This window comes from Faecalispora sporosphaeroides DSM 1294, assembly GCA_000383295.1.
Taxonomy (GTDB): domain Bacteria; phylum Bacillota; class Clostridia; order Oscillospirales; family Acutalibacteraceae; genus Faecalispora; species Faecalispora sporosphaeroides.
Map to the genome: position 1 here is coordinate 120,902 of KB911068.1, position 25,612 is coordinate 146,513.

27 protein-coding genes are annotated in these 25,612 nt (G+C 45.2%); 18 read left to right on the forward strand and 9 right to left on the reverse strand.

The window, feature by feature from the left end; translation table 11 throughout:
• Positions 1-84: 84 nt before the first annotated feature.
• The 5 genes from G340_RS0106790 to G340_RS0106805 form a co-directional block, all read right to left on the reverse strand.
• The gene (locus G340_RS0106790) at positions 85-810 is read right to left on the reverse strand and encodes a DUF4314 domain-containing protein (protein WP_020072902.1); all 726 of its coding nucleotides are present in this window, start codon (positions 808-810) and stop codon (positions 85-87) included.
• Between the two features lie 13 nt (positions 811-823).
• Positions 824-1,054 carry a hypothetical protein gene (locus G340_RS17470; protein ID WP_066644873.1) on the reverse strand — a complete coding sequence of 77 codons (231 nt, stop codon included), beginning with the start codon at positions 1,052-1,054 and terminating at the stop codon, positions 824-826.
• 153 nt (positions 1,055-1,207) lie between these two features.
• Positions 1,208-1,744, reverse strand: coding sequence for a hypothetical protein (locus G340_RS0106795; RefSeq protein WP_020072903.1), 537 nt, complete (start codon positions 1,742-1,744; stop codon positions 1,208-1,210).
• Positions 1,737-2,489, reverse strand: a complete 753-nt coding sequence (locus G340_RS0106800; RefSeq protein WP_020072904.1) for an ImmA/IrrE family metallo-endopeptidase — start codon at positions 2,487-2,489, stop codon at positions 1,737-1,739. The genes G340_RS0106795 and G340_RS0106800 overlap by 8 nt, the downstream gene beginning before the upstream one ends.
• On the reverse strand, positions 2,482-2,835 hold the full coding sequence (locus G340_RS0106805) for a helix-turn-helix domain-containing protein (RefSeq protein ID WP_020072905.1): 354 nt from the start codon (positions 2,833-2,835) through the stop codon (positions 2,482-2,484). The genes G340_RS0106800 and G340_RS0106805 overlap by 8 nt, the downstream gene beginning before the upstream one ends.
• Before the next feature lie 423 nt (positions 2,836-3,258).
• On the opposite strand from G340_RS0106805, the gene G340_RS0106810 reads away from it, so the two are divergent.
• Both G340_RS0106810 and G340_RS0106815 read left to right on the forward strand, forming a co-directional pair.
• The gene (locus tag G340_RS0106810; protein WP_020072906.1) at positions 3,259-3,531 is read left to right on the forward strand and encodes a type II toxin-antitoxin system Phd/YefM family antitoxin; all 273 of its coding nucleotides are present in this window, start codon (positions 3,259-3,261) and stop codon (positions 3,529-3,531) included.
• Positions 3,518-3,832, forward strand: coding sequence for a type II toxin-antitoxin system RelE/ParE family toxin (locus G340_RS0106815; protein WP_020072907.1), 315 nt, complete (start codon positions 3,518-3,520; stop codon positions 3,830-3,832). Before G340_RS0106810 ends, G340_RS0106815 begins: the two co-directional genes overlap by 14 nt.
• Positions 3,833-3,903: 71 nt before the next feature.
• On the opposite strand, the gene G340_RS0106820 is transcribed toward G340_RS0106815, so the two are convergent.
• The 3 genes from G340_RS0106820 to G340_RS16500 all read right to left on the reverse strand — a co-directional run bounded on the left by G340_RS0106820 (position 3,904) and on the right by G340_RS16500 (position 6,194).
• A complete protein-coding gene (locus tag G340_RS0106820; protein ID WP_020072908.1) occupies positions 3,904-4,464 on the reverse strand; it encodes a helix-turn-helix domain-containing protein in 561 nt (186 codons plus the stop codon).
• A gap of 561 nt (positions 4,465-5,025) precedes the next feature.
• Positions 5,026-5,673 carry a site-specific integrase gene (locus tag G340_RS0106825; protein WP_020072909.1) on the reverse strand — a complete coding sequence of 216 codons (648 nt, stop codon included), beginning with the start codon at positions 5,671-5,673 and terminating at the stop codon, positions 5,026-5,028.
• The gene (locus G340_RS16500; RefSeq protein WP_020072910.1) at positions 5,670-6,194 is read right to left on the reverse strand and encodes an AAA family ATPase; all 525 of its coding nucleotides are present in this window, start codon (positions 6,192-6,194) and stop codon (positions 5,670-5,672) included. The genes G340_RS0106825 and G340_RS16500 overlap by 4 nt, the downstream gene beginning before the upstream one ends.
• A gap of 133 nt (positions 6,195-6,327) precedes the next feature.
• Between G340_RS16500 and G340_RS0106835 the strand changes: the two genes are divergently transcribed.
• The 10 genes from G340_RS0106835 (at position 6,328) to G340_RS0106880 (ending at position 18,276) form a co-directional block, all read left to right on the forward strand.
• A complete protein-coding gene (locus G340_RS0106835) occupies positions 6,328-7,428 on the forward strand; it encodes a DUF6076 domain-containing protein (RefSeq protein WP_020072911.1) in 1,101 nt (366 codons plus the stop codon).
• 22 nt (positions 7,429-7,450) lie between these two features.
• On the forward strand, positions 7,451-8,206 hold the full coding sequence (locus G340_RS0106840; RefSeq protein WP_020072912.1) for a metallophosphoesterase family protein: 756 nt from the start codon (positions 7,451-7,453) through the stop codon (positions 8,204-8,206).
• A 205-nt stretch (positions 8,207-8,411) separates the two neighbouring features.
• Positions 8,412-10,775, forward strand: a complete 2,364-nt coding sequence (gene hsdR, locus G340_RS0106845; RefSeq protein WP_020072913.1) for an EcoAI/FtnUII family type I restriction enzme subunit R — start codon at positions 8,412-8,414, stop codon at positions 10,773-10,775.
• A 17-nt stretch (positions 10,776-10,792) separates the two neighbouring features.
• Positions 10,793-11,371 carry a type I restriction-modification system subunit M N-terminal domain-containing protein gene (locus G340_RS0106850; RefSeq protein ID WP_020072914.1) on the forward strand — a complete coding sequence of 193 codons (579 nt, stop codon included), beginning with the start codon at positions 10,793-10,795 and terminating at the stop codon, positions 11,369-11,371.
• A gap of 355 nt (positions 11,372-11,726) precedes the next feature.
• Complete coding sequence (locus tag G340_RS0106855) at positions 11,727-11,921, forward strand: helix-turn-helix domain-containing protein (protein WP_020072915.1); 195 nt, start codon at positions 11,727-11,729, stop codon at positions 11,919-11,921.
• Between the two features lie 60 nt (positions 11,922-11,981).
• Positions 11,982-13,238 (forward strand): DNA cytosine methyltransferase, encoded by a 1,257-nt coding sequence (locus G340_RS0106860; protein ID WP_020072916.1) that lies wholly within the window; start codon positions 11,982-11,984, stop codon positions 13,236-13,238.
• Between the two features lie 4 nt (positions 13,239-13,242).
• Positions 13,243-14,781: a DNA cytosine methyltransferase gene (locus G340_RS16505; RefSeq protein WP_020072917.1), complete on the forward strand. Its 1,539-nt coding sequence runs from the start codon at positions 13,243-13,245 to the stop codon at positions 14,779-14,781.
• The gene (locus G340_RS0106870) at positions 14,771-15,451 is read left to right on the forward strand and encodes a hypothetical protein (RefSeq protein WP_020072918.1); all 681 of its coding nucleotides are present in this window, start codon (positions 14,771-14,773) and stop codon (positions 15,449-15,451) included. The genes G340_RS16505 and G340_RS0106870 overlap by 11 nt, the downstream gene beginning before the upstream one ends.
• Positions 15,448-16,953 (forward strand): AAA family ATPase, encoded by a 1,506-nt coding sequence (locus G340_RS16510; protein ID WP_020072919.1) that lies wholly within the window; start codon positions 15,448-15,450, stop codon positions 16,951-16,953. Before G340_RS0106870 ends, G340_RS16510 begins: the two co-directional genes overlap by 4 nt.
• A gap of 36 nt (positions 16,954-16,989) precedes the next feature.
• On the forward strand, positions 16,990-18,276 hold the full coding sequence (locus G340_RS0106880; RefSeq protein WP_020072920.1) for an LlaJI family restriction endonuclease: 1,287 nt from the start codon (positions 16,990-16,992) through the stop codon (positions 18,274-18,276).
• A 57-nt stretch (positions 18,277-18,333) separates the two neighbouring features.
• On the opposite strand, the gene G340_RS0106885 is transcribed toward G340_RS0106880, so the two are convergent.
• Positions 18,334-19,506 carry a hypothetical protein gene (locus G340_RS0106885; RefSeq protein ID WP_020072921.1) on the reverse strand — a complete coding sequence of 391 codons (1,173 nt, stop codon included), beginning with the start codon at positions 19,504-19,506 and terminating at the stop codon, positions 18,334-18,336.
• Between the two features lie 279 nt (positions 19,507-19,785).
• Here G340_RS0106885 and G340_RS0106890 point away from each other — a divergent pair, with 279 nt between their 5' ends.
• From G340_RS0106890 to G340_RS0106915, 6 genes are all read left to right on the forward strand, one after another.
• Entirely contained in the window at positions 19,786-20,562 is a 777-nt protein-coding gene (locus G340_RS0106890; RefSeq protein ID WP_154653122.1) for a hypothetical protein, read from the forward strand.
• Between the two features lie 3 nt (positions 20,563-20,565).
• On the forward strand, positions 20,566-20,907 hold the full coding sequence (locus tag G340_RS18425; protein WP_326522345.1) for a hypothetical protein: 342 nt from the start codon (positions 20,566-20,568) through the stop codon (positions 20,905-20,907).
• Positions 20,900-22,339 (forward strand): DEAD/DEAH box helicase, encoded by a 1,440-nt coding sequence (locus tag G340_RS0106900; protein WP_020072924.1) that lies wholly within the window; start codon positions 20,900-20,902, stop codon positions 22,337-22,339. The genes G340_RS18425 and G340_RS0106900 overlap by 8 nt, the downstream gene beginning before the upstream one ends.
• Positions 22,340-22,394: 55 nt before the next feature.
• Positions 22,395-22,805, forward strand: coding sequence for a gp33 family protein (locus tag G340_RS0106905; protein WP_020072925.1), 411 nt, complete (start codon positions 22,395-22,397; stop codon positions 22,803-22,805).
• A gap of 66 nt (positions 22,806-22,871) precedes the next feature.
• Positions 22,872-23,621, forward strand: coding sequence for a hypothetical protein (locus G340_RS0106910; protein WP_020072926.1), 750 nt, complete (start codon positions 22,872-22,874; stop codon positions 23,619-23,621).
• 63 nt (positions 23,622-23,684) lie between these two features.
• Positions 23,685-25,610 (forward strand): bifunctional 3'-5' exonuclease/DNA polymerase, encoded by a 1,926-nt coding sequence (locus G340_RS0106915; RefSeq protein ID WP_020072927.1) that lies wholly within the window; start codon positions 23,685-23,687, stop codon positions 25,608-25,610.
• The last annotated feature ends 2 nt before the right edge of the window (positions 25,611-25,612 follow it).

Consider the following 25,612-nt stretch of genomic DNA (forward strand, 5'->3'; position numbering starts at 1 on the left):
ACAATGCCACACTTTTCATAGGAAAGCTATACCAAATACCAAAAGAAATTCTGCTATTCATCTCCGGTCAGAACGGTCAAGATATTATCCAAGCTGCATTCCTCCCATCTGCTGGCTTTGCGCCAACTCATCCGGCGTCATGATGCTCCAGTCTTTATCACTGCTCCATAGGCTGACATAGATTTCGCCATTGCCTGTTTTTAAGGGATGCTGCTCAAAGCCTTCACCAAAGCCGTCCGATGCCTGACCGGAAACATAATCCTTAAGCTGCTCAAGCTCTGCCTCACTCAAGCTCCCTTGTATGCGGCATTCGGCCACACCCATCAGCTTGGCGCCAATCTGTTCCACTGTGAAAAAGAAGGAATGAACCTTCTGATTGACGCTGTCATTTTTAGGATAGTATTTCATGAGTCCTCGTTCCGTTTCTTCCGGCCTTCGCTCTTTCACAATGGCTGCAAGGATAGAATCGTGATAGGAGAGGATAGTATCTTGATCCAGCTCCGAGGGATAATCCTCCCAATCGCCCCATTCGTTGCGCTCGTATTTCTTAACGGTAAGCGGCATATATAGCTTGAGAGTCTGGAGCGGAGGAGATATTTTTGAGAACGAGTCCTCCCCAGGAATGAGGGCAAGGGAGCGCCCGTTGTCCCATTGCATGTGAATTCCGCACGCATCGTCAATAAAATCCACCGTACCTTCTGTACCGGGTGGTACGGGGGCATAGGGATCGTTCATTTTTGTGAGACGGATTCGTGTACCGGGCGGATACTTCTCCTTGAGCAATCTCAGAAATTCACTGTCATATCTCATATTTGTTCCTCCTTCATATGGGCTTTTGTTTTGCATTGGGTTTTTTGTTTATTTTCTGCATATCGGTTCTAAGGCAATCTCCCTCGGAACTGTAGCAGATAAAACCATGAGAGGGGTAGGGGCAGTTTCCGCAGCTTTTAAATGGTCCCTTAGGCTGTTCAGCTGCCGGTATCGGACCTGTTGTTACAAGGACATCAGAATCATAACAGGCAGGTTTCTTGTTTTTCTTATAGCGTACCAACATATTTTTCCTCCCTTCCAAAAAAGAAAAGCCGGGGAATCGAAGTGCATTTCTGCACTTCGATTCCCCGGCCAATAAATAAGGCTCCAATTTGCAATATTGGAGTCTTTAGTTCTAATTTTGCGTTATAAATTATGAAATGAGCGATAGGCGTTTTTATTTTTGCTTTGCCTGTATGTAAGCAGTAAAGTTTGCCGCCCCCAGTTTTCTTCGTTTAGATAGCATTTTAGTCCAAATAGTATTTCCCTGTGCTTCGGTGATGTATCCTCTTTCCAGTGCCGCAAGTAATATATCGCCAGTTGTTAGATGCTTAAGATCCATTTGAGCGATATATAAAGAAATATCCTTCAAATTATTACTTGCTACAATGCCGTCATACTGTTTTGCTAATGCGATGGATGCGGCTTCTCCTTTGCCGATAACCATATGCCCGGCTTTTGGTTTTTCGGTAAGCTGATAATATATATCATAGGCTTCCGTAGCCACATCAATGGACATTACCTGTGCTTGTCCCACCGAAAGGAGTGCATCTACTCTTGCCTTTAGGTGCGCAATCCCGGGATAGGACAGTTCGTCATAAACAGTTTTAGGAATAACGATCCTACCGGGATATAACTTAACCAATAAATTTTCATTCCCAACCCACAAAAAAGCCGAGATACAGTCGCTATCAAAAAAGAGCGAATCAGTCAAGCAATTCGCCCCCTTCGATTTCCTCCCCATAGACGAGGTCGGAACGGAAAGCAGATAGCAGCAATTCATCATATTTGCCGCTGGATATTAGCCCTTGTTCCAAAGCTTTTTCCGCCTGCTGAATATAGTAGCCGTATGTCCTGTATCGCTTATCTTCGGGTGTCGGTCTATAGAGTGTATCATCGTAGCCAAGATTAAGAGCAGATAAAATTACGTTTTGGCGCATTGAATCAGCTTCTTCACGGGTTAATTCATTTTCGCTGAGCAGCCGGTAAAGGATAGCTTTGCGGCTAATACGAAAGTATTGCTCCAAACGCACAACATCATGAATGGAAAGCTTGGCGGAGCTCGACTTTTTCAGCTGGTCAATTTTATCCGAAAGGGCATCCGGGGGCATAAGCAAATACGATGCAAACTGATCTGCTTGCTTTTCCTTTTCATTTCCCTCGCCGATTGTTTTTGCACACACCGCAGTGAGTTCGTCATCATCAAAATACAGGTGATATAGTTCATGAGCCATGGAAAAGCGCTGCCTTCCAAGGGTCATGGCTGAATTAATGGCGATGACATTGCTGCCGGTTCCCTTAATACAAATACCGCTAATGTGATTCCCCATCGGATAGTATACGATGGATAATTTATCGATTGTATGAACCAATGCCAATATATCGATCGGAGAAGTCGCATCTTCTCCAAGCTCTTTCCGTAAACTGAGAGCTTTTTTCCATAACTCTATTCTATCCATTGGCATGCTCACCCTCAAGCAATTGAGTCATAAAGTGGCTATTTAAAGCAATCCTGTTTATGGCGCTAATTGCGTCCAAGTCATCTTCTCCGATTTCGCTTGCACGAAGCGCAAAGGACAGCGGTTTAACCTTCATTTCCGGCTCCATGAGTGCAGATACCCGCGTACCAAACAAGGCTGCAAGCTTATCCAGCATATCCGCCGTCAGTGCCCGTTTGCCTTTCTCGACCATAGACACAAGGCTTTGATCGACATGAAGATAATTAGCCACATTGCTTTGTGTAAGGCCGCTATTTTCGCGCAGAGATTTTATCCTTGCTCCGATGATCTCCAGAGAGTTATTCATGATAATGCCTCCCTTCTATATTTATAGTATATGCCGCATTTGTCATATTGTCAATCAAATTTAAAACTTATTTTATGACAGTGCTTTAGGCATTTATTATTCTCTGATTATTCTGCTTCTATACATTGATACTGAATTTAATGGGATTTTGTTTGAAACAACAAGTTCAATGTGTTCAATTTTTATAAGATATATCTTTGATGTTGTATTGTTATGGAAAGAGATAAAGAGGTGTTTTGTTTATGATTAAACGAGAGTTACATATGAGTCATATTCGTCCCTTCATAGGAAACGATCTCATTAAGATTTTAACCGGCATCCGGTGTCTTATTTTCGATGCCAGTTGCAGTCAGCGAAATTCAATTGATATTCTAAAGAAATTCGTGTATAATATCTTTAGAATTGTGTAAGGAGGTAAACGCTATGCCAAATATAAAGTCCAGCACTGACCTGCGGAATAACTATAATGAGATATCCACCTTCTGTCATGAAAGCCGTGAACCTGTTTTTATCACAAAAAACGGGCAGGGAGATTTGGCGGTTATGAGCATTGAAACCTATGAGGCACTCAGCGGCAAGCTTGAACTGTATCACCTGCTTGACGAAGGACGATCGGCCGTTAAAGCGGGTAAAAAGCGTCCGTTTCAAGATGTCATGAAGGATATTAAGCGAGGCATCGCCGATGGCGAAATATAGGGTAGATGTATCTGAACCAGCCGAAAACGATCTTAGGGACATTGTTCGGTATATTGCTTCTCAGCTGTCAGCTCCCATATCGGCAACTCGTATGATGGAGCTTTTTGAAGAGACAATGCTAAGTCTGTCCGATATGCCGCAGCGCTGTCCGCTTGTTTCAGACGATCGTCTATCTCAAATGGGATACAGGAAACTAATTGTAAAAAATTACGTTGTGTTTTTTTCCATAGACGAGAAGAACAAGGTGGTTGACGTTGAAAGAATTCTGTACGGCAGACGCGACTGGATCAGATTTTTATAATCGATACAAGAACAGGGTGACACTATGCAAAGTAGTCACCCTGTTTTCATGTAAATGGATGCGCCGAGCATTTAGGGATTTCGATACTGCTCCAGCAGCTCTATATGCTTTTTGGACTTCTGATGGATGCGGCAAGCTTCTGTTGCCATATAGTTTATCAAGCTGTCCTTTGGCACTAAATACTTGGTATAATACCATACCCCCGTTATCTTTTCTGCCTTGATCCATTCAGATACTGTGGTTTGGCAGTATCCCGTTAGCTTTGTGACATCATTTACCGTGAGGGCATCCGGAAAGGTGTGCCACTTGTTCTTAAGCATTGCCATAAACTTCTCGGAGTTGATTGCCTTCGCCGTTTGGCGCTTCGGTTTATATTTTATTCCGCTTGAAAATATCCCCGGTGGTGTCAGCAGAGTTTCAGGAGATTCTTCCAAGCGAGTAAGGTATGCAATAACGTCGGTTATTTGGATTTTAAACCTGCGGGTCTTTTTGTCGGTATCCTCGCAGGGGATATATCCGTTCTCCAAAAGCCATGTGGCTTTTCGTTTGCTTATGCGGCAAATTCTGTAAAGCTGGTCTTGACTTATCTTCTCCGGATATTCAGCCAGAAGGTAAGAGTAGTCGGTTGCCATCATCGTTCCTCCCATCACATTGATCCTTAGGACAGAGAATTATGCTCTGTCTGCTGCAGGATGTTCTGTTAAAAATCAATGTCAATGGTAGGATACGCTTGGTTTTGATTTTTCAAATTGCCGGGAAACTAAAGTATCTTAAGGTTATTTCGCCGGTTGTTTTTCTACGGTTTTTCTACACTTTTTCTACACTTTGCCCTGAAAACCGCTAAATCAGGGCGGTGTGTTCATGCGCGGAAATATCAGCGTTTGTGCCTGAAAAGCCTTTATTTATGCGGGTCTGCGGGATTTTATCTTCTCCTAAAGTTACTCTCGTAAACTCATAAGAACTTGCCTTCAAATAACTCGAAATCAGGTTGTCCGCAAGGGCACGTGAGTTCGAATCTCACCGTCTCCGCCATGAGCCTGTTTGCGGTCAATGTCCGCAGCAGGCTCTTCCTTTTTTGATCTTTTCTACGCTCTCTTTTGAGGGCGTTTTTTCTATTTTCGTAGAAACCCGATGCGCCTGAACCTTTTGTATATAAGGCTTTGCAGTATTTTCATGAAGCAATCCGTAGAAAATCATTCGCTCAGTTCAAGTCCGCTCGGTTCGACCACTCGGTTTCTTTCAAACATCCCATCCATGACAAGTCCGGATTCGATCTGCGCATGGAAGTCCAGATGCGAGTAAATATCCGCTGTGGTTGAGAAGGTGCTGTGTCCCAGCCGTATCTGGATTTGCTTCATGGATATGCCGCTTGCCAGCAGCAGGCTGGCGCAGCTATGTCTGAGATCGTGGAAGCGAATCTTTTTGAGTCCGAATTTTTCAAGCAGCCAGCTGAAATGCTCAGTGACATAATTAGGGCGGATGAGCTTACCGGTTTGATCGAGGCAAATGTAATCGAGATATTCCCGGCAATAAGAGCGTTTGAATAGCCTGCGGTACATTTCCTGTTTCTCTTTCTCTGCAAGTAGCAGTTTCTCGACAGAGGGCAGCAGTGGGAGTGTACGGAAGCTGGATTTGGTTTTGAGCACATCCTCACCGACAGGTACAAACTTGCCATCCACCTCGTCCTCAATTACCTTGTGCCTGATGGAGATCGTTTTTTGTTCGAGGTTAATCGCATCCCATTTCAGACCAAGAACTTCACTTCTCCGTAGCCCATAGTAAGCCGCCAGCTTTACGCATATCTCCAAGGGATCGTCTGATACCGCATCAAATAATGTCATAATTTCTTCTGCGGAATAAAACTGTGCCTGATATACATTCTTCTTTCCTCCGCCACCTGTCCCAGTTTATGAAAAACCGGACGTATCTCATTTGCACGGTGCATATCTACGTTAGCGCCCAGATAAGCCTGCAAGGGGTCCAGGATAAGCATTTTGGCATCCGTCTTCTGAATCGCTTCCCGAATACGCTCATCGCTGAGAGACAGCATCTCCTTACTCTCATCAATTACTAATATTCGGTTACAGTCTGCACCCACCAGCTCCAGTCGTGGCTTAATGGTATCGGAAAGGCCATCCTCTGCGGTTTGATAAATCACATTTGCAGGCTGTATCGGCTCCGCGCCCGGCAGGGCTTCTCCTTTGGTGAGAAGTGCAGCAATTGCCAGAATGAGATGCGTTTTTCCTTCACCCGGATCACCCTGCATAATAGTCAGCTTTCCGAAAGGTATGTAGGGATACCACAGCCACTGCACAGCGGTAGCTTCCACGTCAGACATATTAATCAGCTGTAATTCACTCATACTTCCTCCTACGGGAATTGTATTTTCAAAAAGTCATTCCCTGTGATATAATGGTAACAAGAGTAAGACGGATTTGAAATAAAGAACCGGAAATAATTTTTTCTTGAAAAATCCATTCCATAGGGAGGCCATTATGTTCTATGTACCACAGTTGCCATGCTACAAAATATATAAAGAGTCCGCACATGCCCTGCGGATTGTTTGGTTTGAAAATGAATCGAGCATGGGACATTTTAAGCAGGAATGTGTAGGTGACTTTCTGATTCAGTTTCTGGAGATGGATTTGACCGAGTATGAAGCAGCAGTTTGGCAATTCGCCAGCGGGACGGATTTTGAACCCGAACTCCTAATCAAGCTAGGTTACGCAGAACTCAAAACCCAGATGTTGAATGCTGCTGATTTACTTAGTGGAAATTTGCATCTGCACCGCTTTTTAGTAGGTGTTATGACACAATTCTTTGAAGATGAAAAATTGAGGGTCATTGATCAGATGAAAAGTGCTTACTTGGAGTTGGTGTATATTATTCAGATGCACCGGCAGTTTTCTACCGGCATGGCATTTTGCTTGGATGACAGCTTATATCCGAACATTTCTATGCCAAGAAAATTCTCTGGTTTTATACAATCTTCCAAGCGACTTCGTAACTATAAATTCCAGACAGGTTACGGTATGGCACCGGTAGACAGGCATGGAAATCTGGATTATGCTTCAATTCGTCAAATGAATGACAGCGAGATGAATTTGGATGAACAGCTTGATATAATCCACGGGGATAGGGACGGTGTCAGTTTACTGCCGTTTACATGGATTCTTTCTTTTGAAGATTTGATTGTTTACGATTTTATGGAACTTGTCAGCCTTGGACTAAGGGTCAAACGGTGCAAGCTATGCAATCGTTACTTCGTGTTAAAAAATAAGCATCATGCAGAATATTGTAGCCGAAAAACAGAAAACGGCCGCACCTGCAAGCAAGTGGGGCCGAAGCTGGTATTTAATGCAGAACTGGAAAAACCGGAGAATGCTGCTCTCAGGGAGTATGAGCGTATCCGACGAATGAAACAACAGCAACTGGAGCGTGACCGAAATAAGGAAACAGAAGAAACCATGGGGCAGGCTCAGGCAAAGTTTGATAAGTGGTCTATTCCAGCAATAGCCTTGAGAGAAAGGTTTATTGCTGGAATAATTGAGGAAGATGAATTTTTGACTGGGATTAAAAACATTGCCCTTTGTTAAATAATTAAAGAAGGAGGATTTCATGATTTTTGTAACTGGTGATACACATGGAGACTATACCCGATTTAAAACCGATATTTTCCCAGAACAAAAAGAAATGACAAAAGCTGATTTTGTAGTAATCTGTGGAGATTTCGGTATCTGGGATACTTCTAACCACAGCAAATATTGGTTTGACTGGCTGGAGAAGAAATCATTTACTACACTTTTTGTTGATGGAAACCATGAGAACTATGATATCTTAAACAATTACCCAATAGAAAAATGGAAAGGAGGAAATGTACATTTTATTCGTCCTTCTATCATTCATTTAATGCGGGGACAGCTTTTTGAGATTGCAGGGAAACGCATTTTTACAATGGGTGGTGCTTCTTCTCACGATATCAACGATGGTATATTAGAGCCTGATGATTCTAATTTTAAAAAGAAAAAAGCCCGGCTGGATAAACAGGGGAAATCTATGTATCGTATCAACCATCGTTCTTGGTGGCGGGAAGAACTGCCAAGCGAAGCGGAGTATGCTACTGCACGTTCTACTCTGGAATCTTGCGGTTGGCGAGTCGATTACATTTTTACTCATTGTGCTCCTAGCAGCGTAATAGAGCTTCTTGGTGATGGAATGTACCAGCCTGATGCTTTGACAGACTTCCACGAGGAAATCTGTCAAAGGTGCAAATTTGATTATTGGTTCTTTGGACATTACCATGAAAATAGGCATATAGGGAGAAAATATGTTCTACTGTATGAGCAGATTATAGAACTTCCAGCACAATTATAGAAATATGAAATAAATTATTTGTTTTGTATGCGTTTTATGATATAATTTATTTTGTATAGTTATGTCAAAACAAAGGTGTTAGCTAGGCCTTGATTTTGTAAGTTACAACATGTTAAAAGAATATTTTATCTTTTGCTATATAAAGGGAACCAAGTACACTTTATATTTTTTTCTACTCTGAAGATTGGTGGTGGCAAGTGCTGATATGAATAAAAAACAGTTAAGCGAGCAGGAAATCCGAACGCAATTCATTACTCCCGCCATTCAAAAGGCTGGATGGTCAAACGGCCAAATTCGTGAAGAGTACGCTATTACTAAAGGGCGTATTGTTGCACGTGGTGGAACATATAAGCGCGATAAAGCAAAATTTGCTGACTATGTGCTGTTTTATAAACCACATATCCCACTTGCCATTGTAGAAGCAAAGGACAATAATCATACTATTTCAGATGGAATGCAGCAAGCGCTCGATTATGCAGAACGGTTACTTATCCCATTTGTCTTTACTTCAAATGGTGATGGATTTACTTTTCGTAATAGAATGGTAGTCAATGGAGCAAAAGAACAGCAACTGACACTGACCCAATTTCCTTCCCCAGCGATGCTCTGGAATATGTATAAAACCAACACGGGTATTACCAACGAGCAGGAAACAGTTATCATAGAGCCATATTATTCCGAACGTGATGACAGAACGCCACGTTATTATCAAATGAATGCTATTAACCTAACAGTTGATGCAGTCGTGCGAGGTCAAAACCGTGTGCTTCTGGTTATGGCCACAGGAACAGGAAAAACATACACTGCGTTCCAGATTATCTGGCGGCTCTGGAAATCGGGTGTTAAAAAACGTATTCTTTTTCTTGCAGACCGTAATGCTCTGATTGACCAAACATACAGCAACGATTTTTCACCGTTCAAAGACAAAATGACCATTATTCGAAATCGAAAAGCTGATCCTTCCTATGAAATTTATCTTGCACTATACCAAGGTCTTACTGGCGAAGGTGATAAAGAAATTTTTCGACAGTTTAGTCCAGGGTTCTTTGACCTTATTATTATTGATGAATGTCACCGTGGCAGCGCAAATGAAAATAGTGAATGGCGCACTGTACTGGACTATTTTACAGCAGCAACACAAATTGGTCTGACAGCTACTCCAAAAGAAACCAAAGACATTTCAAACATTGACTATTTTGGTGATCCTATATATACATATTCTCTTAAGCAAGGGATTGAGGACGGTTTCCTTGCTCCTTATCGTGTGATTAGGGTTCTCCTAGATAAGGATGCAGAGGGTTACCGTCCTTACAAAGGACAAACTGATCGCTTTGGTAACGAGATAGCAGACAGAGAGTATAACACCAGAGATTACGACCGAGAATTGGTACTAGAAATGCGAACCAAATTGGTTGCAAGGGTCGTATCCAACTATTTAAAAAAGCATAATATTCGCTACGATAAAGCGATTTTTTTCTGCGTTGATACTGAGCACGCTGACAGAATGCGTCAAGCTCTCGTGAATGAAAATATTGACCTTGTAAATGATGATGAGCGATATGTTATGCGTATTACGGGTGATGATGATATTGGAAAAAAACAGATTGATGCCTTTCGTGATGTTTCCAGTCGTTATCCTGTTTTAGTAACCACCTCTAAGCTTCTAACAACAGGCGTTGATGTGCAGATGGTCAAGTTTATTGTGTTAGATGCCAATATCAATAGCATGACGGAATTTAAACAGATCATAGGCCGTGGCACTCGTGTTAGAGAAGATTTGGGTAAAATGTTTTTTACCATCTTTGACTTTAGGGATGCTACTCGTTTATTTGCAGACCCCGATTTTGATGGACCAAGCGAACAGGATGATTCTTTTACACCGGGGGAGAATGGGGAAATCCCTGACTTGCCCGGCGATCAACCAATTGACTCACCAGAAGATTCTGGCAAAATGGGTTCTGGCGATGATGGCGGCAATGACGGAGAATTTCCAACGCATGAGAGGCGCACAAAGTATTATGTAGACGATGTGGAGGTCACGGTTCTCAAACAGCGTGTTCAATACATTGATAAAGACGGAAAGCTGATTACTGAATCCTTGACGGATTACACGCGCCGCAATGTGTTGAACCAGTATGCTACGCTAGACGATTTTCTAGCTGCATGGAATACCTCTGAACGAAAACAGGCTATTCTAGATGAACTTGCACAGCAAGGCATTTTAATAGAGGAGTTGCAAGAGCAAATTGGTCAAGAGTTTGATCCATTTGACCTTTTGTGCCATGTGGCATTTGATATGCCTCCGCTTACACGTCGTGAGCGGGCAAACAATGTTAAAAAGCGGAATTATTTTGCTAAATACGGGGAACAAGCACAAGCAGTACTCAATGCTCTGCTGGACAAATATACCGATACCGGCGTTTCAAACTTAGAGAGTATGGATGTATTAAAGGTTAACCCCATCTGTCAGTTTGGCAACCCAATGTATATTATAAACCGTATTTTTAAGGGCAAAAAGAATTTTGAAGAAGCGGTGCGTGAATTAGAAAAAGAGCTTTACGCAGCGTAATTTAGGAGGAACTTACTATGGCAGTATCCGGTACAACAAAGGCACTCAAAGACATTATGCGCATTGATGCGGGAATCAATGGCGATGCGCAGTATATCGAACAGATTACATGGATGCTGTTTTTAAAAGCATTTGATTTTAAGGAACAAGAGTGGGAAACAACCGAGGATGATTATTATGAGATCGTTCCTGAAAAATATCGCTGGCGTACATGGGCAGAGGACCCAGAGGGTGTTACAGGCGAAGGATTAATTTCACATATAAACGAAATGTTTTCCAGCTTGCGTAAGCTGGATATTTCCGAAGATCCCAAGCATCGCAAATGGCTGATTCGCAGTATCATGGAAGGTGTCAACAATTTTATGAAATCCGGCACACTGCTGCGCCAAGTCATCAATAAAATCAATGCCGACATAGACTTTTATAATATGCCGTCCGGTCACTTGTTTAACGGTATTTATGAGAGTATGCTTAAAGATTTGCAAAGTGCGGGTAAGTCTGGCGAGTTTTATACTCCCCGCCCTGTCACACATTTTATTGTAGAAAAAGTTGACCCAAAGCTGGGAGATACTGTTCTAGATGAAGCAGTTGCGTGATTGATACAAGGATTTCTGCCCGTTTTCGTTAGGGCGTTTGAGAATACATAGGAATTACCGCCTTTTTCACACCGAGGGGTGTGCAGAAGGCTTATTTTTTGCTTGCCAGTAGCGGAGACACCTCTCATCCGGCGGTGCGGGGTGCGCAGACTGTTCGGAATTACACACGCACATAACGAAAAGCCTTGTCCCGTAACGATTTATAGGAAATATCGTTACGAGGGTGTGCAACGAGAATGGGCAAGAACAAATGATAGAAAACAACAACAAATTACAGAAAACCTATTGAAAATCGCGCCTGGATGAGTTATAATATAAAATGATTTACTGTGAGGTTTAGTTCGGAGGTATTGAAATGGCAGAAGTCAACACCGATAAATGGATAAACATTGATGAGGCCGCAGAGTATCTTGGCGTAAAGCCGGGTACTATTCGTGACTGGATTAGAAAAGGAAAAGACGTACCAGCTCATAAAATTGGAAAGCAATGGAAATTCAAATGCTCTGAATTAGATAACTGGGTTGCGAGTGGAAAGAGCGCAATGGAGTGAGTACAGCCTTACATATAAGATATTAGCGTCCGTGCGAGGAAGGAACGGTAGGAATCTGATATGAGCGAATTAAATAAAAAGAAACCAGTTGAGCTGGGTAGAAAATATAATTTTATCGATTTGTTTGCTGGATGTGGCGGGTTGAGCGAAGGATTCTATGCACAAGGGTTTAATGCACTGGCTCATGTAGAGATTGATCATTTTGCGTGTGAAACCCTTAAAACAAGAATGAAGTATTATGGCTATGATGATGCTGATACCGCTGTTTTAGAGGAAGACATCACTTCAAAGGACATTCTTGCAAAAATAAAGAAGGTTGTAGGAGAACAGTCAGTTGACATTATCATAGGCGGTCCTCCTTGTCAGTCCTTTTCTCCTTTAGGAAAGGCAAAAGACGAAAATAATATGCAAGATGATCCGAGAAACTACTTGTTTGAGAACTATGTTAAGGTGTTGAACCATTTCAAACCTAAGTTCTTTGTGTTCGAGAATGTAACGGGTTTGTTGGATACGGAAGTTAAAGGAAAAAGTATATTCAAAATGATTCTTCGCCGCCTCAGAAGAAATTATCGTGTTTTAAGCGATGAGGACACGATTGTACTTAATGCGACAAACTATGGAGTCCCACAGGAACGGAAACGTGTCATCTTGATTGGGGTGCGGAAAGATATTGATATTGCTGCGGAGGATGTCTATAAAGCGATTGAAAAAACGCACTACTTGCCAGGAGCGCCAAGTGATGCGAAAAAAGGGTTGAAAAAATATGTGACAGTGAAGGATGCGATTGGCGATCTTCCAAAACTGCAACAGGGACAGGGTGAAAAAATCATGGATTATCCTAATGAGTATGATTCATGCAATACCTATGTTAAGAAAATCAGAAAGAGGAGTGACAAGAAACTCCGGGATCATGTTGCCCGCATGAACAACGAAAAAGATGTTGAACGATATAGGGTGATGGCAGAAAACCACTGGAACTTTTTGGAACTGTTAGAATATAGGCCTGACTTAGGACATGAAAAAAAGCGTGTATTCTTCAACAGCTACAAGGTGCAGTGGTGGGATATGCCGGCAAGAACAATAATCGCCCATCTGCATAAAGATGGAAATCAGTTTATCCATCCCGATCCCGACCAAGGACGAAGCATAACAGTTAGAGAAGCTGCAAGGCTACAGTCATTTCCTGACGATTTTGTCTTTGAGGGTTCACGATCAGAACAGTTCAAGCAAATCGGGAATGCTGTGCCACCGATGTTGGCAGAGGCAATTGCTAAAGCCGTTCGGTTACAATTTGAAAAAATAGAACAGGAGCAATAAATGTATGTATCAGCCAATTGCGGATATAGATAAATGGGACAATGCGACCAAACGTTATTATAAAGAGAAAATCGAAATCTTTATAAAAACCGTGATGGCTGTATCCATGAAAGAGAATGTTTCTTTGGATGTAACTGATGACGAGGGTGCTGTTGACCTTTTTATAGAAATGGGCTTTATTAAGCAGGCAGATGATCTTGAATCTGTAAAAGCGCTTATTAAAGGAGGAACTTATAAGGAGTTCATAAAATGCGGTACAGTTGTGGCTGGAAACCGTAAAATCTATGATCCTTATCTTCTCAAACTGAATGAATCGACTCGTAAGGAATTGCAGCGTAAAGAAGCGGAATCCACTAAGTTTCGCCTGGTTGATCTGTTTTGTGGAGCAGGCGGATTGAGTTTAGGATTCATTAGAGAAGGCTGTCGTGTGGTTTTTGCAAACGATATAGACGACCTTTGTATCGAAACATATAAGTATAACCATCCCGAAATTTTGGAGGATGATGTTATTTGTGGTGACATAAGAAAAATAGTGGACAGGATCGAAGACTATATTGACGAAGATATAGACATTGTCATAGGGGGACCGCCGTGCCAAGGCTTCAGTTCTGCCAATAAGCATCATAGGGTAATCAATGATCCTCGAAATGAACTGTATAAGTATTACATCAAAGCTATTGAGAAACTTGCGCCGAAGATTGTGGTCATGGAGAATGTCCGCGGAATGTTGAAAGTTGCAGACCAAGTAGTAGAAGACTATGAATCTATCTGTGCGAAAAAAGGCGGTCAAGAATATCACTACAAAATCTCGTATAGACTTCTTAACTCTGCTGATTTCTCGGTGGCGCAAAGCAGAGAACGCCTAATATACATTGCTATCCGAGATGACATTGTAGAAAGGACAGGCACAAATCCTGATAGCGTTTTCCAAGCTATTGAGACTAACGGAAAAAATGCTACAGTGTTTAATCTTTCGGCTGCATTGGAAGGTGTACGCCCGTTGGAACCGCCAGAGGTTATGGGTGTGGGAGAAGTAGATACCGAAGAGGCAGGAAGAAAAATTGATGTGAATCCATTTGATGGTCGAGAAAACGCATATCTCCGTCTGATAAATGATGACAGGGCTGTTCCGCTTGTGTTTAATCACAAGGCACGATACTGCAGTCCAATTAATCATGAGATATATCGTAGACTAAATCCTGGGGATGATGCTACTGATCCTAAAATTGCCGATATAATGCCCTACGCACACAGAAACGATAAGTTTAAGGATAAATACTTTAAACTTCATGCTGATAGACCTTGTCGAACTATAACGGCTCATTTACGTTCGGATTGTCATTCGCATATACATCCAACAGAGGCGAGAACTTTAACGCCAAGGGAAGCCGCCAGGGTACAGTCTTTTCCAGATGACTATCTCTTCCTTGGTCCTTACCTAAAAACATATATTCAAATAGGAAATGCGGTACCTCCGCTTATGGCAAAAGGAATAGCACATGAATTGATAAAACTGTTAGGCGGTGATGAGAATGAAAATTGAGAGCTTTATTAAAAGGCTTAATGCAACAGAACTTGGCGAAGGTGTTACAAATGATACTTACATAGCTATCCCAAGAGATGTTGATTTGTCACAGATGTTAGAGAATCAGCAGGCAATGACTATATTTGATCGAGTCGAAGGCGTCCTTTATACCCCTGAAAACTCAAATATCAAGTATGTTCAAACGGGGCAGAATAATCAGGAGAGAATATCTGGTTTGGGACAGTATTTTCGCCGTGTGAGTGCTAACGTTGGCGATGAAATACTCATCGAAAAAGTCGAGGATGGCGATAATTGCATCTTGTACTTGGATTTTAACCATAGGGATGTAATAGTGTTTCAAAAGAACAAGGATTGGGTTGAGATATTAACACCTCAACGCATGGAACCTTATAAGACGGGTAACGACTATTCAATGGATGTAATTTATCAGAATGAGCGAGTGAAGTTGTATGTAAAGTATCTCGGTCAAAAAATGAAGAAAAAGACATCTCCTGCAGATACGGCAGCGTATGACTTGCTGATCGATAGTAAAAGCATTTTGCCCAATTACGAATATTTGGATTATATAGAAATTAGTAATGGGGATGCAGATAGAAGACTCGCAAGAATGAAAACATATATGCTTTCGCTGATAGACACAATGAATGCAGGAGGAGACAAAAAATGAATTACTATATTCTGATTCTTGAAGAAAAAGTGAAATCCTTTTCGCTGGTTGGACATGGTGAAAAGTGTGCTGTTTCGCTTATGCTCAAAGGATACGCTAATCCTTTAGAAACCCTTGCGGAGGGAGATAAAGTCGTTGGGTATGTTGCCGGGGCAACAAAGACATTTTGCTACCTTTTCGATGTGGGATTTGATCAGAGTAATCAGCAGTTGTACTTTGAAAAGATCTTTGAAACAAAAATGGGAGCAAAACTTACGGCTGTTCCTACTGATCTTCAAGAAATCATCAATGCAAGGGAACAAACAGAATCATTCATAAACATAACTGGAGAACAATATAGGCAGATTATGTCCTTGATGATGAATATGGTTTCTTCCTGGGGAAATGCAGCCATTGAAAAAAGTGAGGAACGTGAGATTGATGAAGAGAAACGCATAGATGGCGGCACTAATATACTACTATATGGTGTGCCTGGTTCTGGTAAGAGCTGGACAATAGAACACGAATATTGCCACAAAGATAGTGTTGTAGAACGCTTGGTATTCCATCCGGACTATACCAACGCGGACTTTATCGGACAGATTCTTCCGGTAGTTGATGCTGAAAAACAGGTTACATATGAGTTCACGGCTGGACCTTTCACGACTATCTTAAGAGATGCGTATAGGCATCCTATGCAGGAGTATATCCTCATTATCGAAGAAGTGAATCGCGGAAACGCTCCGGCAATTTTTGGTGAAGTGTTCCAGTTGCTGGATAGAACGGTTGAACCGAAAACAGTGGATGGAATCACCTATCCAACAGGTACAAGTGAATATGGCATCACACACAAATATATGGCAGAGAAGATATACGGCGATCCTACTCACAAGGTGCGTATTCCTTCAAATTTGTCTATCGTAGGTACGATGAATACTTCCGATCAGAATGTGTTCACACTCGATACGGCGTTCCAGCGCAGATGGAGAATGCGCCTGATTGAGAACAATTTTGACAATGTTCGTGCATCCCTTGCCAACGCACAGATTCTTGATACAGAGGTCACTTGGAAGACATTCTGCGAAAAGATCAATGCCATCATCGTAGGCAATAAGGCGAAAATGGCATCTGCCGAGGACAAGAGGCTGGGCGTTTATTTCGTGCATGAAAGTGATGTGACCTTTGATCAGCGTGCAGTGCCTTCGGAAGGATATCCTTCACTTCTTACAGAATACAATGACCTTCTGCGTACTGAAGCAACCGGTGATATGCCAGAAGATAAAAAGCAAAGGCTGGCTATCATCAGAGAAGCTCTTATGCACAACCGTATGTTCCCTGAGAAGGTTATCAAGTATTTGTGGGATGATGCATTTAAGTTTAATCCAGAGGCACTTTTTGATACTGACAATATGGAGAGTCTGGAGCAAGTCATCCGTACCTTTGTGTATTCACAGGGACGTGAGAGATTTAAGATTTTCAAGCCGACTGTTCGAGCATCTCTCTATCCTGATACGCAGGCATGATAACGTGCCGAATGGAAAGCGAGGTGGTCAGTGGCTATGGATTTACAAAAGAATATTAGAGAACGCTGCCACGTCAACAAGAATGACGAAGGAGACAGCTTTGTCGGAGTAAAAGCGGATACGGATGATGCCGTTATCTATTTCCCGATAGGCTATCAGCTTCCACCGAATGACGATGATCTCCGTGCGGACATAAATAATCTGTTCTATGTGCTTGCTGCATTCATGAAAGAGGACAAGCTGATAGAGGAGTCAAAGTTTGCTGCGCCGAGAACAGTCGACTTTCCTATGCACGCCTACCTTAAGGTGATTCGGGATTTTCTGAGGACAGGTCGTTACTACATTGAAACGGACCCTCGGTTCAAGACGGATACCAAGGGGAATGCATCGTGGCCGCGCACTGTTCGAGAGCAGCGGGCATTGGTACAGAAGAACGGCTCCCTTATCTTTACGAACATGACCGTGCGTTCCGTAACGCCGAATGCCGATAAGAAAATCACACAGATTCATCGGTACTGCGTGTACGAGGCATTCGATAAAATGGGCTGGCTCTATGTACCCTATATGCCGGAAAAGCCTGGTCCGCATCCTGACAACAGAGAAGCCATTTACATCTTGGAAAAGAAGCTGGCATCTACTCACAACGATGTGGAGCAAGAACTGTTTTCGGCAATGGTATCTATGCTCAAATACATGGACGAGAAGTCTTCCGAAAAGCAATACTTCTTCGGTACGGATTTCTTTGAGCGTATTTGGGAGAAGATGATAGACAAGGCGTTCGGGATTGAGGACAAGGATCGATATTTCCCGCGCACCAGGTGGTTGCTTGATTACGGTCCCAACAGGTCTAAGACTCCGCTCCAGCCGGATACCATAATGATTTATAACGGTAAGGTGTATGTGCTTGATGCAAAACTATACCGATACGGATATAGCGGCAATCCCGATCATCTGCCAAATGGGCCCGACATCAACAAGCAGATTACATACGGAGAGTACATTGAGCGCGCCAAGGGTGTGCCAAGTGAAAATCTTTATAACGCATTCATTATGCCGTTCAATCGGGAGGACAATACGTTCTTTGAGATGGGGGCGGATGGTAATCCGATATCTCGTGTAACGGACAATATTGGAAACATTGGTGAAGCGGTCGGCGACTGGAAGCCCGATCCGAAGAACTACGAACGTGTCCAGGGCATCGTGATTGATACTCGATTTCTTATGTACAACTACATCGGTATGCCGGATCAGCAGAAACGGCAGCTTGCGGAAGCAATAGAAAAAGTGGAAACCAGGGCTCCTGTCCCGAGACCTGCAACATAAGAGATGAAGGCTCTACCTTTCAACTAATGAGAGGTAGAGCCTTATTTTTTTGCCCGTTTATAACTGGCGATTTCGGTATCGTTGCGCACCGGCTGCATTTCTGCACTGTTCGCAACAGTAGTGTTTATTCGTTCTGGTCGCTTCTACCAGGAAAAACCTATCTCTCTTACAATTCGGATTTTCGCATTCTTTATACATTTCTCCATTTCTCATATAGAAAATTGAAAAATAAAGAGCTTCGATAAGCGTATCGACCTGCCATGTAGCGGTCAGCTTCCCACCGTTATACTTCGGATGAATGCCGCGAATGTTGTGGTTGATCTCCTCTGCCACGACAATTCTTGCAATCTTCAGCAGAGCATTCTTGAAAGAATCGTCAAGCGCGTCCTCGCTGAATGTCGTATATGACTTGAAACCACCGAAATGGACTTCTTTTATAACAGATACTTCCGTTTGGAGATGATAAAAGAAATCTATAAGGAAGCGGGTCTCTTCGTCCACGTCCTTACATCCTATGTACATTGCCATTAAGTTCTTAAACCATGGGTCTTTGCTGCCTTGCAGATTCGTATCTGAGCTACTTCTCACAGCGTTATAAAAACTGATGTCGACAGCATTTTTCTTTCCGAGAAATGCATCGTCTACAGAGTACGTTCCGTTTGCTGCCACCTCCGGCTCCCTACTCAAATCCGGGAAAAGGTTATAGGAGTCAAGCAGACTTTTGAAACGATGGGTACAAGTTGAAAAAACATCATCACCTATGCGTAGTTCAGTCACGGGAGCGTAAAGCAGATAAACCACATGAATGAGGACTCCACGGTAGTCTTTTTTGTTGATGTAACTGTATAGCCTTATGGTGGATTTAATTCTGTTGATTATCTCCATGAGGTCGCTTGCTTCAATGGCCGTGTACTCATTTTCCGGCAATGGATATAAGAAACCATATTTTTCAATAAACTCGATATGCTTGTCTATGTCTCCCTTTGGAAGGGCGAGCAGCTTACCCAGAATGTTTTTCTCATGAATGCCGCCGGCAACACCTGTCATATTCAAACCGTCTTTCGGCGCATAGGAGAACAATAGCTGTGTACTTGTATCGGGGCAAACCTTGAGGGTAACAGTCGGAGCCTCATCGGGAGAAGTATTTACCGTATCTTTTGCACATAGACAGCCGTATCCCTCGTGCTGAAACATTGTTTTTATTGAAATTCCAGATATTTTTTCGTCCATAACGACATTTTCCTTTCCGTGGGGCTATCTAAAACAGACTCAGTATTTACAGAAACCATTATTTTTGACAGCGTTAGGGTTCCCGTTTGGGAGCCCTTTTCTCTTATTATACACAAAAATAATGGGAAAAACAAGATGTACTCATTACATTAGATGTAAAAAATAATGGGCTTTCTTGTGAAATTTTCTTACTCTTTCTTGCAGAGTACAATAAAGATGCTGCCGATGGTGGCGGCAAAATCAATCTCTTAGTCCGAATAGCGCTATAAGGACGGAGGGATGCATAAGAGTTCGGAACACAGCGATGACGGCTGTGTTTGGAACGAAGATGCTCCCACCGTAGTTTCGTGCGCCTTTTTTCGGCTATCGGAGCCTGTGGTCATCTTCAACCACAGGCTCTTTTGTGTCCCTCCGTACCGCTCGGACGGAAAGGACACTGCAATGAAGAGCAACGAAACAAAGAAACGCAAGAGTGGGTTCAATCCCAACCGTACCTGTTATCTGACGGCAGACGGCAAGTATTACTGCTACGAACGCTGGGACGATGACGCAAAGTGTGTGGTTACGCAGAGACTTGAGGTCGGCAAAGACCTGTCGCTCGAACTGACCATCATGCTTGATGAGTCCGACCACGACATGGATTTGCAGGATCGCTACGAGGGCGAACTGCGCGATCCCCTGTTTGATGCCAAGGTCAACAGTTACAAGGCCGATCCCGACAACGAGGATGCGGTCGATCCCTGGGACACGCTTGCCGACAAGAGCGGCAGTCCGGAAGACACTTTGTTTGCCGAGCCGGAGCCAGAGAATCCCCAGGCGGAGCAGGCGCGCCGCGTCATTGATGAGGAATGCACGGAGTCGCAGCAGGACTTCTTCTTCGAGCATTTCGGCAAGGGTACTCCGCTTGAGGAGATGCGCCAGGCTGAAGCCGAGCAGACGGGAAAGCTGCCGTCCTCCGCGGCGATGACGAACCGCAAGAACAAGATCATCGATAAGGTCGCTAAGTCCTTCGGGGTCGAGCGCGTGAAACGCCACAAGTACCCGAAGAAGGACTGAGCCATGAGCGGCGGCAGATATGGCGGTCGGAGTCCTCCCCGGCCGCACCTCTTCGGAGGGTTGAATTTCCCGGTAGTGAGTGAGGAAGGAAATACATCCATCCTCCGCAGCAATGCAGATCAGGAACAGGAGGACGAACCTATGAGATTAAAACACAAAGTACGAATCAATATCGCTGACAAAAGCGGCAAAAAGCAGGAAGTCCTGCAGAGCGAACACAGGAGCATTCCGAAAAGGCTGCTCACCTTTCTCTTCGGAGAATTTTGCGAGGTTCTCGTGCTGACGCCAGGTGAAACCGTGCAAGGCATCGAGATCAAGGAAATGCGAGGTGACGGCAATGAATGAGAACATCGAACTGATGATGCCGATCAAGGCGGCTCCGTATGACCATCAGAAAAAGGCGTTTGCATTCGCCTGCGATAAGTTCGGTGTATTTGACGAGCGTCTTAAAAGCCGAGGCACGGCGCTTTTGATGGAGATGGGTACCGGCAAGACGATAGTGAGCATCGCCGTGGCGGGATGTATGTACCAGTACGGGAAGGTCAACCGTGTGCTGGTGGTAGCGCCGCTTTCCATCCTCGGCGTATGGGAGGAGGAATTTGATAAGTTCGCTGATTTCCCGTATTCGCTGACGATTCTCAAGGGAACTGTCGCAAAGAAGAAGGAGCAGCTGACAAAGCTGCCGGACGAGGGCTTGCAGGTCGTGGTCGTAAATTACGAATCGGCATGGCGTCTCGAAAAGGAACTGCTGGCATATAACGCCGACCTGATCATAGCGGACGAGGCACACAAACTAAAAGAGAACCGCAGCAAGCAGAGCAAGGGACTCCATACCCTTGGAGACAAGGCAAGGTTCAAGCTGCTCCTCACGGGTACGGTCATCACGAACCGCGAACTGGACGTGTTCTCGCAGTACCGTTTCCTTAATCCGCAGATATTCGGCACATCGTTTTACGCATTCCGCAACCAGTATTTTGACATGGGCGGCTACGGCAACCACACGCCGATCTTCCGCAAATGGATGACGGACGATTTTTTGAAACGGCTCCATTCCGTTGCGTACCGCGTGACGAAAGCGGAGTGCCTCGACCTTCCGGCGATCACCGAGGAAGTCCGCACCGTGGACTTGGAGAAGGACGCCATAAAACTGTACGACAGCATCGAGGATGAAAGCTATGCCGAACTGGACGAGTCGGAGGTGACCACGGCGAACATTCTCACAAGGCTTCTGCGCCTGTCGCAGATCACGGGCGGACACCTTACCGATGACGATGGCGTGGTCAATACCGTGAGCCGAGCTAAGCTGGACGCTCTTTCCGATATTATCGATTCCGCTATGGCAGAGGATAAGAAGCTCGTCATCATGGCTCGTTTCGTGCCCGAACTGGACGATATCCAGGAGCTTCTTGAAAAGAAAAAAATCGGCTATGCCGTGGTTCGCGGCGGCGTGAAGGACCGAGACAATGAAATCCACCGTTTTCAGTATGACGATAGGTGCCGTGTATTTGTGGGACAGATTGCGGCTGCCGGACTCGGCATCACGCTCACGGCGGCATCCACAATGGTCTTTTATTCCCTCGATTACAGTATGAGCAATTTTGAACAGGCGAAGGCGCGCATCCACAGGGCGGGTCAGAAAGAGAACTGCCACTACATCTACCTCGTGTGCAGGGGTACGGTCGACCGCAAGGTCTTATACGCGCTCCGGCAGAAAATGAACCTCGCAAAAATGCTCGTGGACGATTACCGCAAGGGCAGGAATCCCTTTAAGAACTGACCTTTCACACAGGGGGTTGAATTCCTCGGTAGTAAGTGAAAGGAGGTAGTCACCGATGGAGAACACACAAATCTTTGAAATGGCTGACAGGCTCAAGACTCTGCAGGAACAGAAGAAGGACCTCGAAGCACAGACCAAGGCTCTGGCTGCGGAGATCGCCGAGTTGGACGAGCAGCTCTCCGATGCAATGACAGAAGCCGAACTTGACCGCTTCTCCCGTAACGGCAGCACGTTCTATCTGAAGAGCAGATTGTTCGCGTCCCCGGCATCCGGCCGCAAGGACGAGATGATGCAGGCTCTGAAAGAAAACGGATACGGCAGCCTGGTCGTGGAGACGGTCAACGCAAACACACTCGCATCCTTCATCAAGGAGCAGCGGGAAGCCACGGGCGAGGACGTCCCGGCATGGCTCGGCGATACCGTCAGTACTTACGAAAAAGTGTCGGTCGGCATCCGCAAGTCGTAGGAACACCGATTCACTGCACCAATGCAAAAACCACAACTTATTTCATTTCATAGGAGGACATAGATCATGTCAGATAAGAAGAACACTGAAATCGCAGTGAACGAGGGTTTCGCTGCACTTGCGAACAGAGACGTACTGAACGAGGCTATGGCAGACGATTGCCAGGGGCTTGAGTTTTCCTTTGACCGTGTGAAGCTGCCTGCTGGCGGCGGCACGGCATTTGAGATTCCATCCGCTGAGAGCGATGAGTCCGAGATGGCGAAAGACATCACCGGCGTCATCGTTTACAACCATCCGGCTTACGCCTACTACCACGACAAGTACACAGGCGGGAACAATCCTCCCGATTGCGGCTCTTTTGACGGCGTAACAGGCATCGGCACTCCCGGCGGGAACTGCCAGAACTGTCCGTATAACAAGTTCGGCAGCGGCGAGGGTCAGAGCAAGCTGTGCAAGAACAAGCGTATGCTCTACATTCTGCGTGAGGGAGAACTGTTCCCCATCACGCTTTCCCTGCCGACCGGGTCGCTCAAGTCCTTCACGAACTATGTGAAGAGCCAGCTTTCCCGCGGGCGCAAGCTGAACCAGGTGGTAACGAAGATCACGCTGAAGAAGGCCACCAACGCATCTGGTATCGCGTTCTCACAGGCGGTATTTGCTTTCGAGCGTATGCTGACCGCCGAGGAGCGTACGGCTGTCGCGGGCGTATCGGAAACGGTCAAGGCGTATGCCGCGAACCTTACTCCGGCGTCCCTCATTGACGATGAGCCACTTGTCGATCCCGAAACGGGAGAAATCATCGAACCTTTGAAGTAAAACACACGAAAGCCCGGAGGGGTGTAACGCTCCTCCGGGTATTTCCCATAGGAGTGATTACGCATGAATACAGAATATAAATGTGTGACCACGGTGGACGGGATAGAGGATTACATCGGAGGCAGCCGTATTGTCGCTTTCGACTTCGAGACTGCTCCCGATGATCCGTACCGCGAGGAGGACAAGGCGGCTCTCGATCCCGCAAGGGCGCATATTGTCGGATGTTCCTTCTCCGTCAAGGAAGGTACGGGCATCTATGTTCCGATTGCCCATCGTGTCGGCACCAATATAGACAGGGATGCCTTTTTCGCATTTCTTACGGCGTTCCTCATGAATACGACAACCATAAAGATTGCCCACAACATCGCCTTTGAATCTTCGATGGCGTATGCGAGAGGCATTGTGATCCAGGCTCCCGTGTATGACACGATATGCGCGTCACAGATGAGCCTTAAAAGCATATACGAGTTCCGCAAGCTGAACGAGAGCGGTCTGAAACGGCTGGCGGAGGAACTGTTTGGAGAACCGCTCCCTTCGTTTTCGAGCGTCACGGACGGAAAGCACTTTGATGAACTGGACGCGCAGGACGAGGAGACCGTCCGCTACGGTTCCGCTGACTCCGATTTTGCTCTTCGGCTCTATCACAAGTTCAACGACTGGTTCGACCGCTTCCTTCCGAAACACAGGTACATCGTGGAGGAGATCGAAAGCCCGACCGCCGTGTACCTCGGCATCATGAAAACAAACGGCATCCCGGTCAACCTCCCGCTCATGCGGGAGCGCAAGGCAGAGGCTGAAAACGAGATGGAACGCATCCGCAGGGAGATTGAGTTCATCATCGGCGATGTGAACATCGGCGCGAACTGCTCCACGCAGGCGTTCAAGAACTATCTGTATAAAGACCTGGGGCTGCCCATTTTGAAGACCACGGAAACCAACCGCGAGGCGGCTGACGATATGACGATGACGCTCCTCAAGGAGTGGTGCGATGAGAACCGTCCGGAACTGTCGGGGCTATTCACGCTGGTGCAGGAGTACCGCAAGTGGGGCAAGATCAAGTCAACCTATATCGACGGGTACTTGAAATACTTAAATCCCGTGACAGGCTGCATCCATCCGGAACTGTTCGCTCTTTCAACGGATACGGGCAGGATGAACTGCCGCAATCCGAACGCACAGAATATGCCCAGGAAGACTAACGATCCTATCGGCGTCCGCAATTTTATAAAAGCGCCGGAGGGATGCCTTATCCTCTCGCTTGACTTTTCGCAGATCGAACTGCGCGTGGGCGCGTTCTACTGCCGTGATGAGGTGATGATGGACACCTACCGCAAAAACGGCGATATCCACGCCGCCACGACCAGTGTCATTTTCGGCGTGAGCTACGAGGACGCCCAGGACAAGCATTCGGAAAATTATAAGGAACATAGGACGATTGCCAAGAACGTGAACTTCGGCACATTCTACGGGCTGTTCCCGCGAGGGCTGCAAAAGACGCTGAAGTTCAAGGCGGGGGTTGAAAAATCCGTGAGTGAGTGTGAGGAGATACTTTTCAACCTCAAGCACGGATACAAGGGCCTGACCGCGTGGCAGGAAGAGACGAAGGCAGAAGCCGCAAGGCGTATGTATTCCGAAACCTGGCTCGGACGGCGCAGGTACCTCCCCGGCATCACCTCGGATAATTGGGGACAGAAGTCGTTTGCGGAGCGGTGCGCTCTAAACACGCCTATTCAGGGGACGGCTGCGGATATTCTGAAGCTTGCCATCACGAGGATACTTGCCGGACTGCCGGAGCGGGAATGGCTCAAGCCCATCCTTCAGATACACGATGAACTGACTTTCATTATCCCGGAGGACAGGCTGTCGGAAGCGGTGGCTTTTATCCGTGCCTGCATGGAAGAAAAGCCCTTCCCGGAGTTTGACCTTCCGCTGATTGCGGAAGCGTCCGCGGGACCGACCTTTGGAATGATGGAAGAACTGGAGGACTGATG

Bases quoted from the DNA above. Each gene is read 5' to 3' on its own strand.
- G340_RS0106790 (WP_020072902.1), bottom strand. From the start codon at position 810: ATGAGATATGACAGTGAATTTCTGAGATTGCTCAAGGAGAAGTATCCG.
- G340_RS17470 (WP_066644873.1), bottom strand. From the start codon at position 1,054: ATGTTGGTACGCTATAAGAAAAACAAGAAACCTGCCTGTTATGATTCT.
- G340_RS0106800 (WP_020072904.1), bottom strand. From the start codon at position 2,489: ATGGATAGAATAGAGTTATGGAAAAAAGCTCTCAGTTTACGGAAAGAG.
- G340_RS0106805 (WP_020072905.1), bottom strand. From the start codon at position 2,835: ATGAATAACTCTCTGGAGATCATCGGAGCAAGGATAAAATCTCTGCGC.
- G340_RS0106810 (WP_020072906.1), top strand. From the start codon at position 3,259: ATGCCAAATATAAAGTCCAGCACTGACCTGCGGAATAACTATAATGAG.
- G340_RS0106815 (WP_020072907.1), top strand. From the start codon at position 3,518: ATGGCGAAATATAGGGTAGATGTATCTGAACCAGCCGAAAACGATCTT.
- G340_RS0106820 (WP_020072908.1), bottom strand. From the start codon at position 4,464: ATGGCAACCGACTACTCTTACCTTCTGGCTGAATATCCGGAGAAGATA.
- G340_RS0106825 (WP_020072909.1), bottom strand. From the start codon at position 5,673: ATGACATTATTTGATGCGGTATCAGACGATCCCTTGGAGATATGCGTA.
- G340_RS16500 (WP_020072910.1), bottom strand. From the start codon at position 6,194: ATGAGTGAATTACAGCTGATTAATATGTCTGACGTGGAAGCTACCGCT.
- G340_RS0106835 (WP_020072911.1), top strand. From the start codon at position 6,328: ATGTTCTATGTACCACAGTTGCCATGCTACAAAATATATAAAGAGTCC.
- G340_RS0106840 (WP_020072912.1), top strand. From the start codon at position 7,451: ATGATTTTTGTAACTGGTGATACACATGGAGACTATACCCGATTTAAA.
- hsdR (WP_020072913.1), top strand. From the start codon at position 8,412: ATGAATAAAAAACAGTTAAGCGAGCAGGAAATCCGAACGCAATTCATT.
- G340_RS0106850 (WP_020072914.1), top strand. From the start codon at position 10,793: ATGGCAGTATCCGGTACAACAAAGGCACTCAAAGACATTATGCGCATT.
- G340_RS0106855 (WP_020072915.1), top strand. From the start codon at position 11,727: ATGGCAGAAGTCAACACCGATAAATGGATAAACATTGATGAGGCCGCA.
- G340_RS0106860 (WP_020072916.1), top strand. From the start codon at position 11,982: ATGAGCGAATTAAATAAAAAGAAACCAGTTGAGCTGGGTAGAAAATAT.
- G340_RS16505 (WP_020072917.1), top strand. From the start codon at position 13,243: ATGTATCAGCCAATTGCGGATATAGATAAATGGGACAATGCGACCAAA.
- G340_RS0106870 (WP_020072918.1), top strand. From the start codon at position 14,771: ATGAAAATTGAGAGCTTTATTAAAAGGCTTAATGCAACAGAACTTGGC.
- G340_RS16510 (WP_020072919.1), top strand. From the start codon at position 15,448: ATGAATTACTATATTCTGATTCTTGAAGAAAAAGTGAAATCCTTTTCG.
- G340_RS0106880 (WP_020072920.1), top strand. From the start codon at position 16,990: ATGGATTTACAAAAGAATATTAGAGAACGCTGCCACGTCAACAAGAAT.
- G340_RS0106885 (WP_020072921.1), bottom strand. From the start codon at position 19,506: ATGGACGAAAAAATATCTGGAATTTCAATAAAAACAATGTTTCAGCAC.
- G340_RS0106890 (WP_154653122.1), top strand. From the start codon at position 19,786: ATGCATAAGAGTTCGGAACACAGCGATGACGGCTGTGTTTGGAACGAA.
- G340_RS18425 (WP_326522345.1), top strand. From the start codon at position 20,566: ATGAGCGGCGGCAGATATGGCGGTCGGAGTCCTCCCCGGCCGCACCTC.
- G340_RS0106900 (WP_020072924.1), top strand. From the start codon at position 20,900: ATGAATGAGAACATCGAACTGATGATGCCGATCAAGGCGGCTCCGTAT.
- G340_RS0106905 (WP_020072925.1), top strand. From the start codon at position 22,395: ATGGAGAACACACAAATCTTTGAAATGGCTGACAGGCTCAAGACTCTG.
- G340_RS0106910 (WP_020072926.1), top strand. From the start codon at position 22,872: ATGTCAGATAAGAAGAACACTGAAATCGCAGTGAACGAGGGTTTCGCT.
- G340_RS0106915 (WP_020072927.1), top strand. From the start codon at position 23,685: ATGAATACAGAATATAAATGTGTGACCACGGTGGACGGGATAGAGGAT.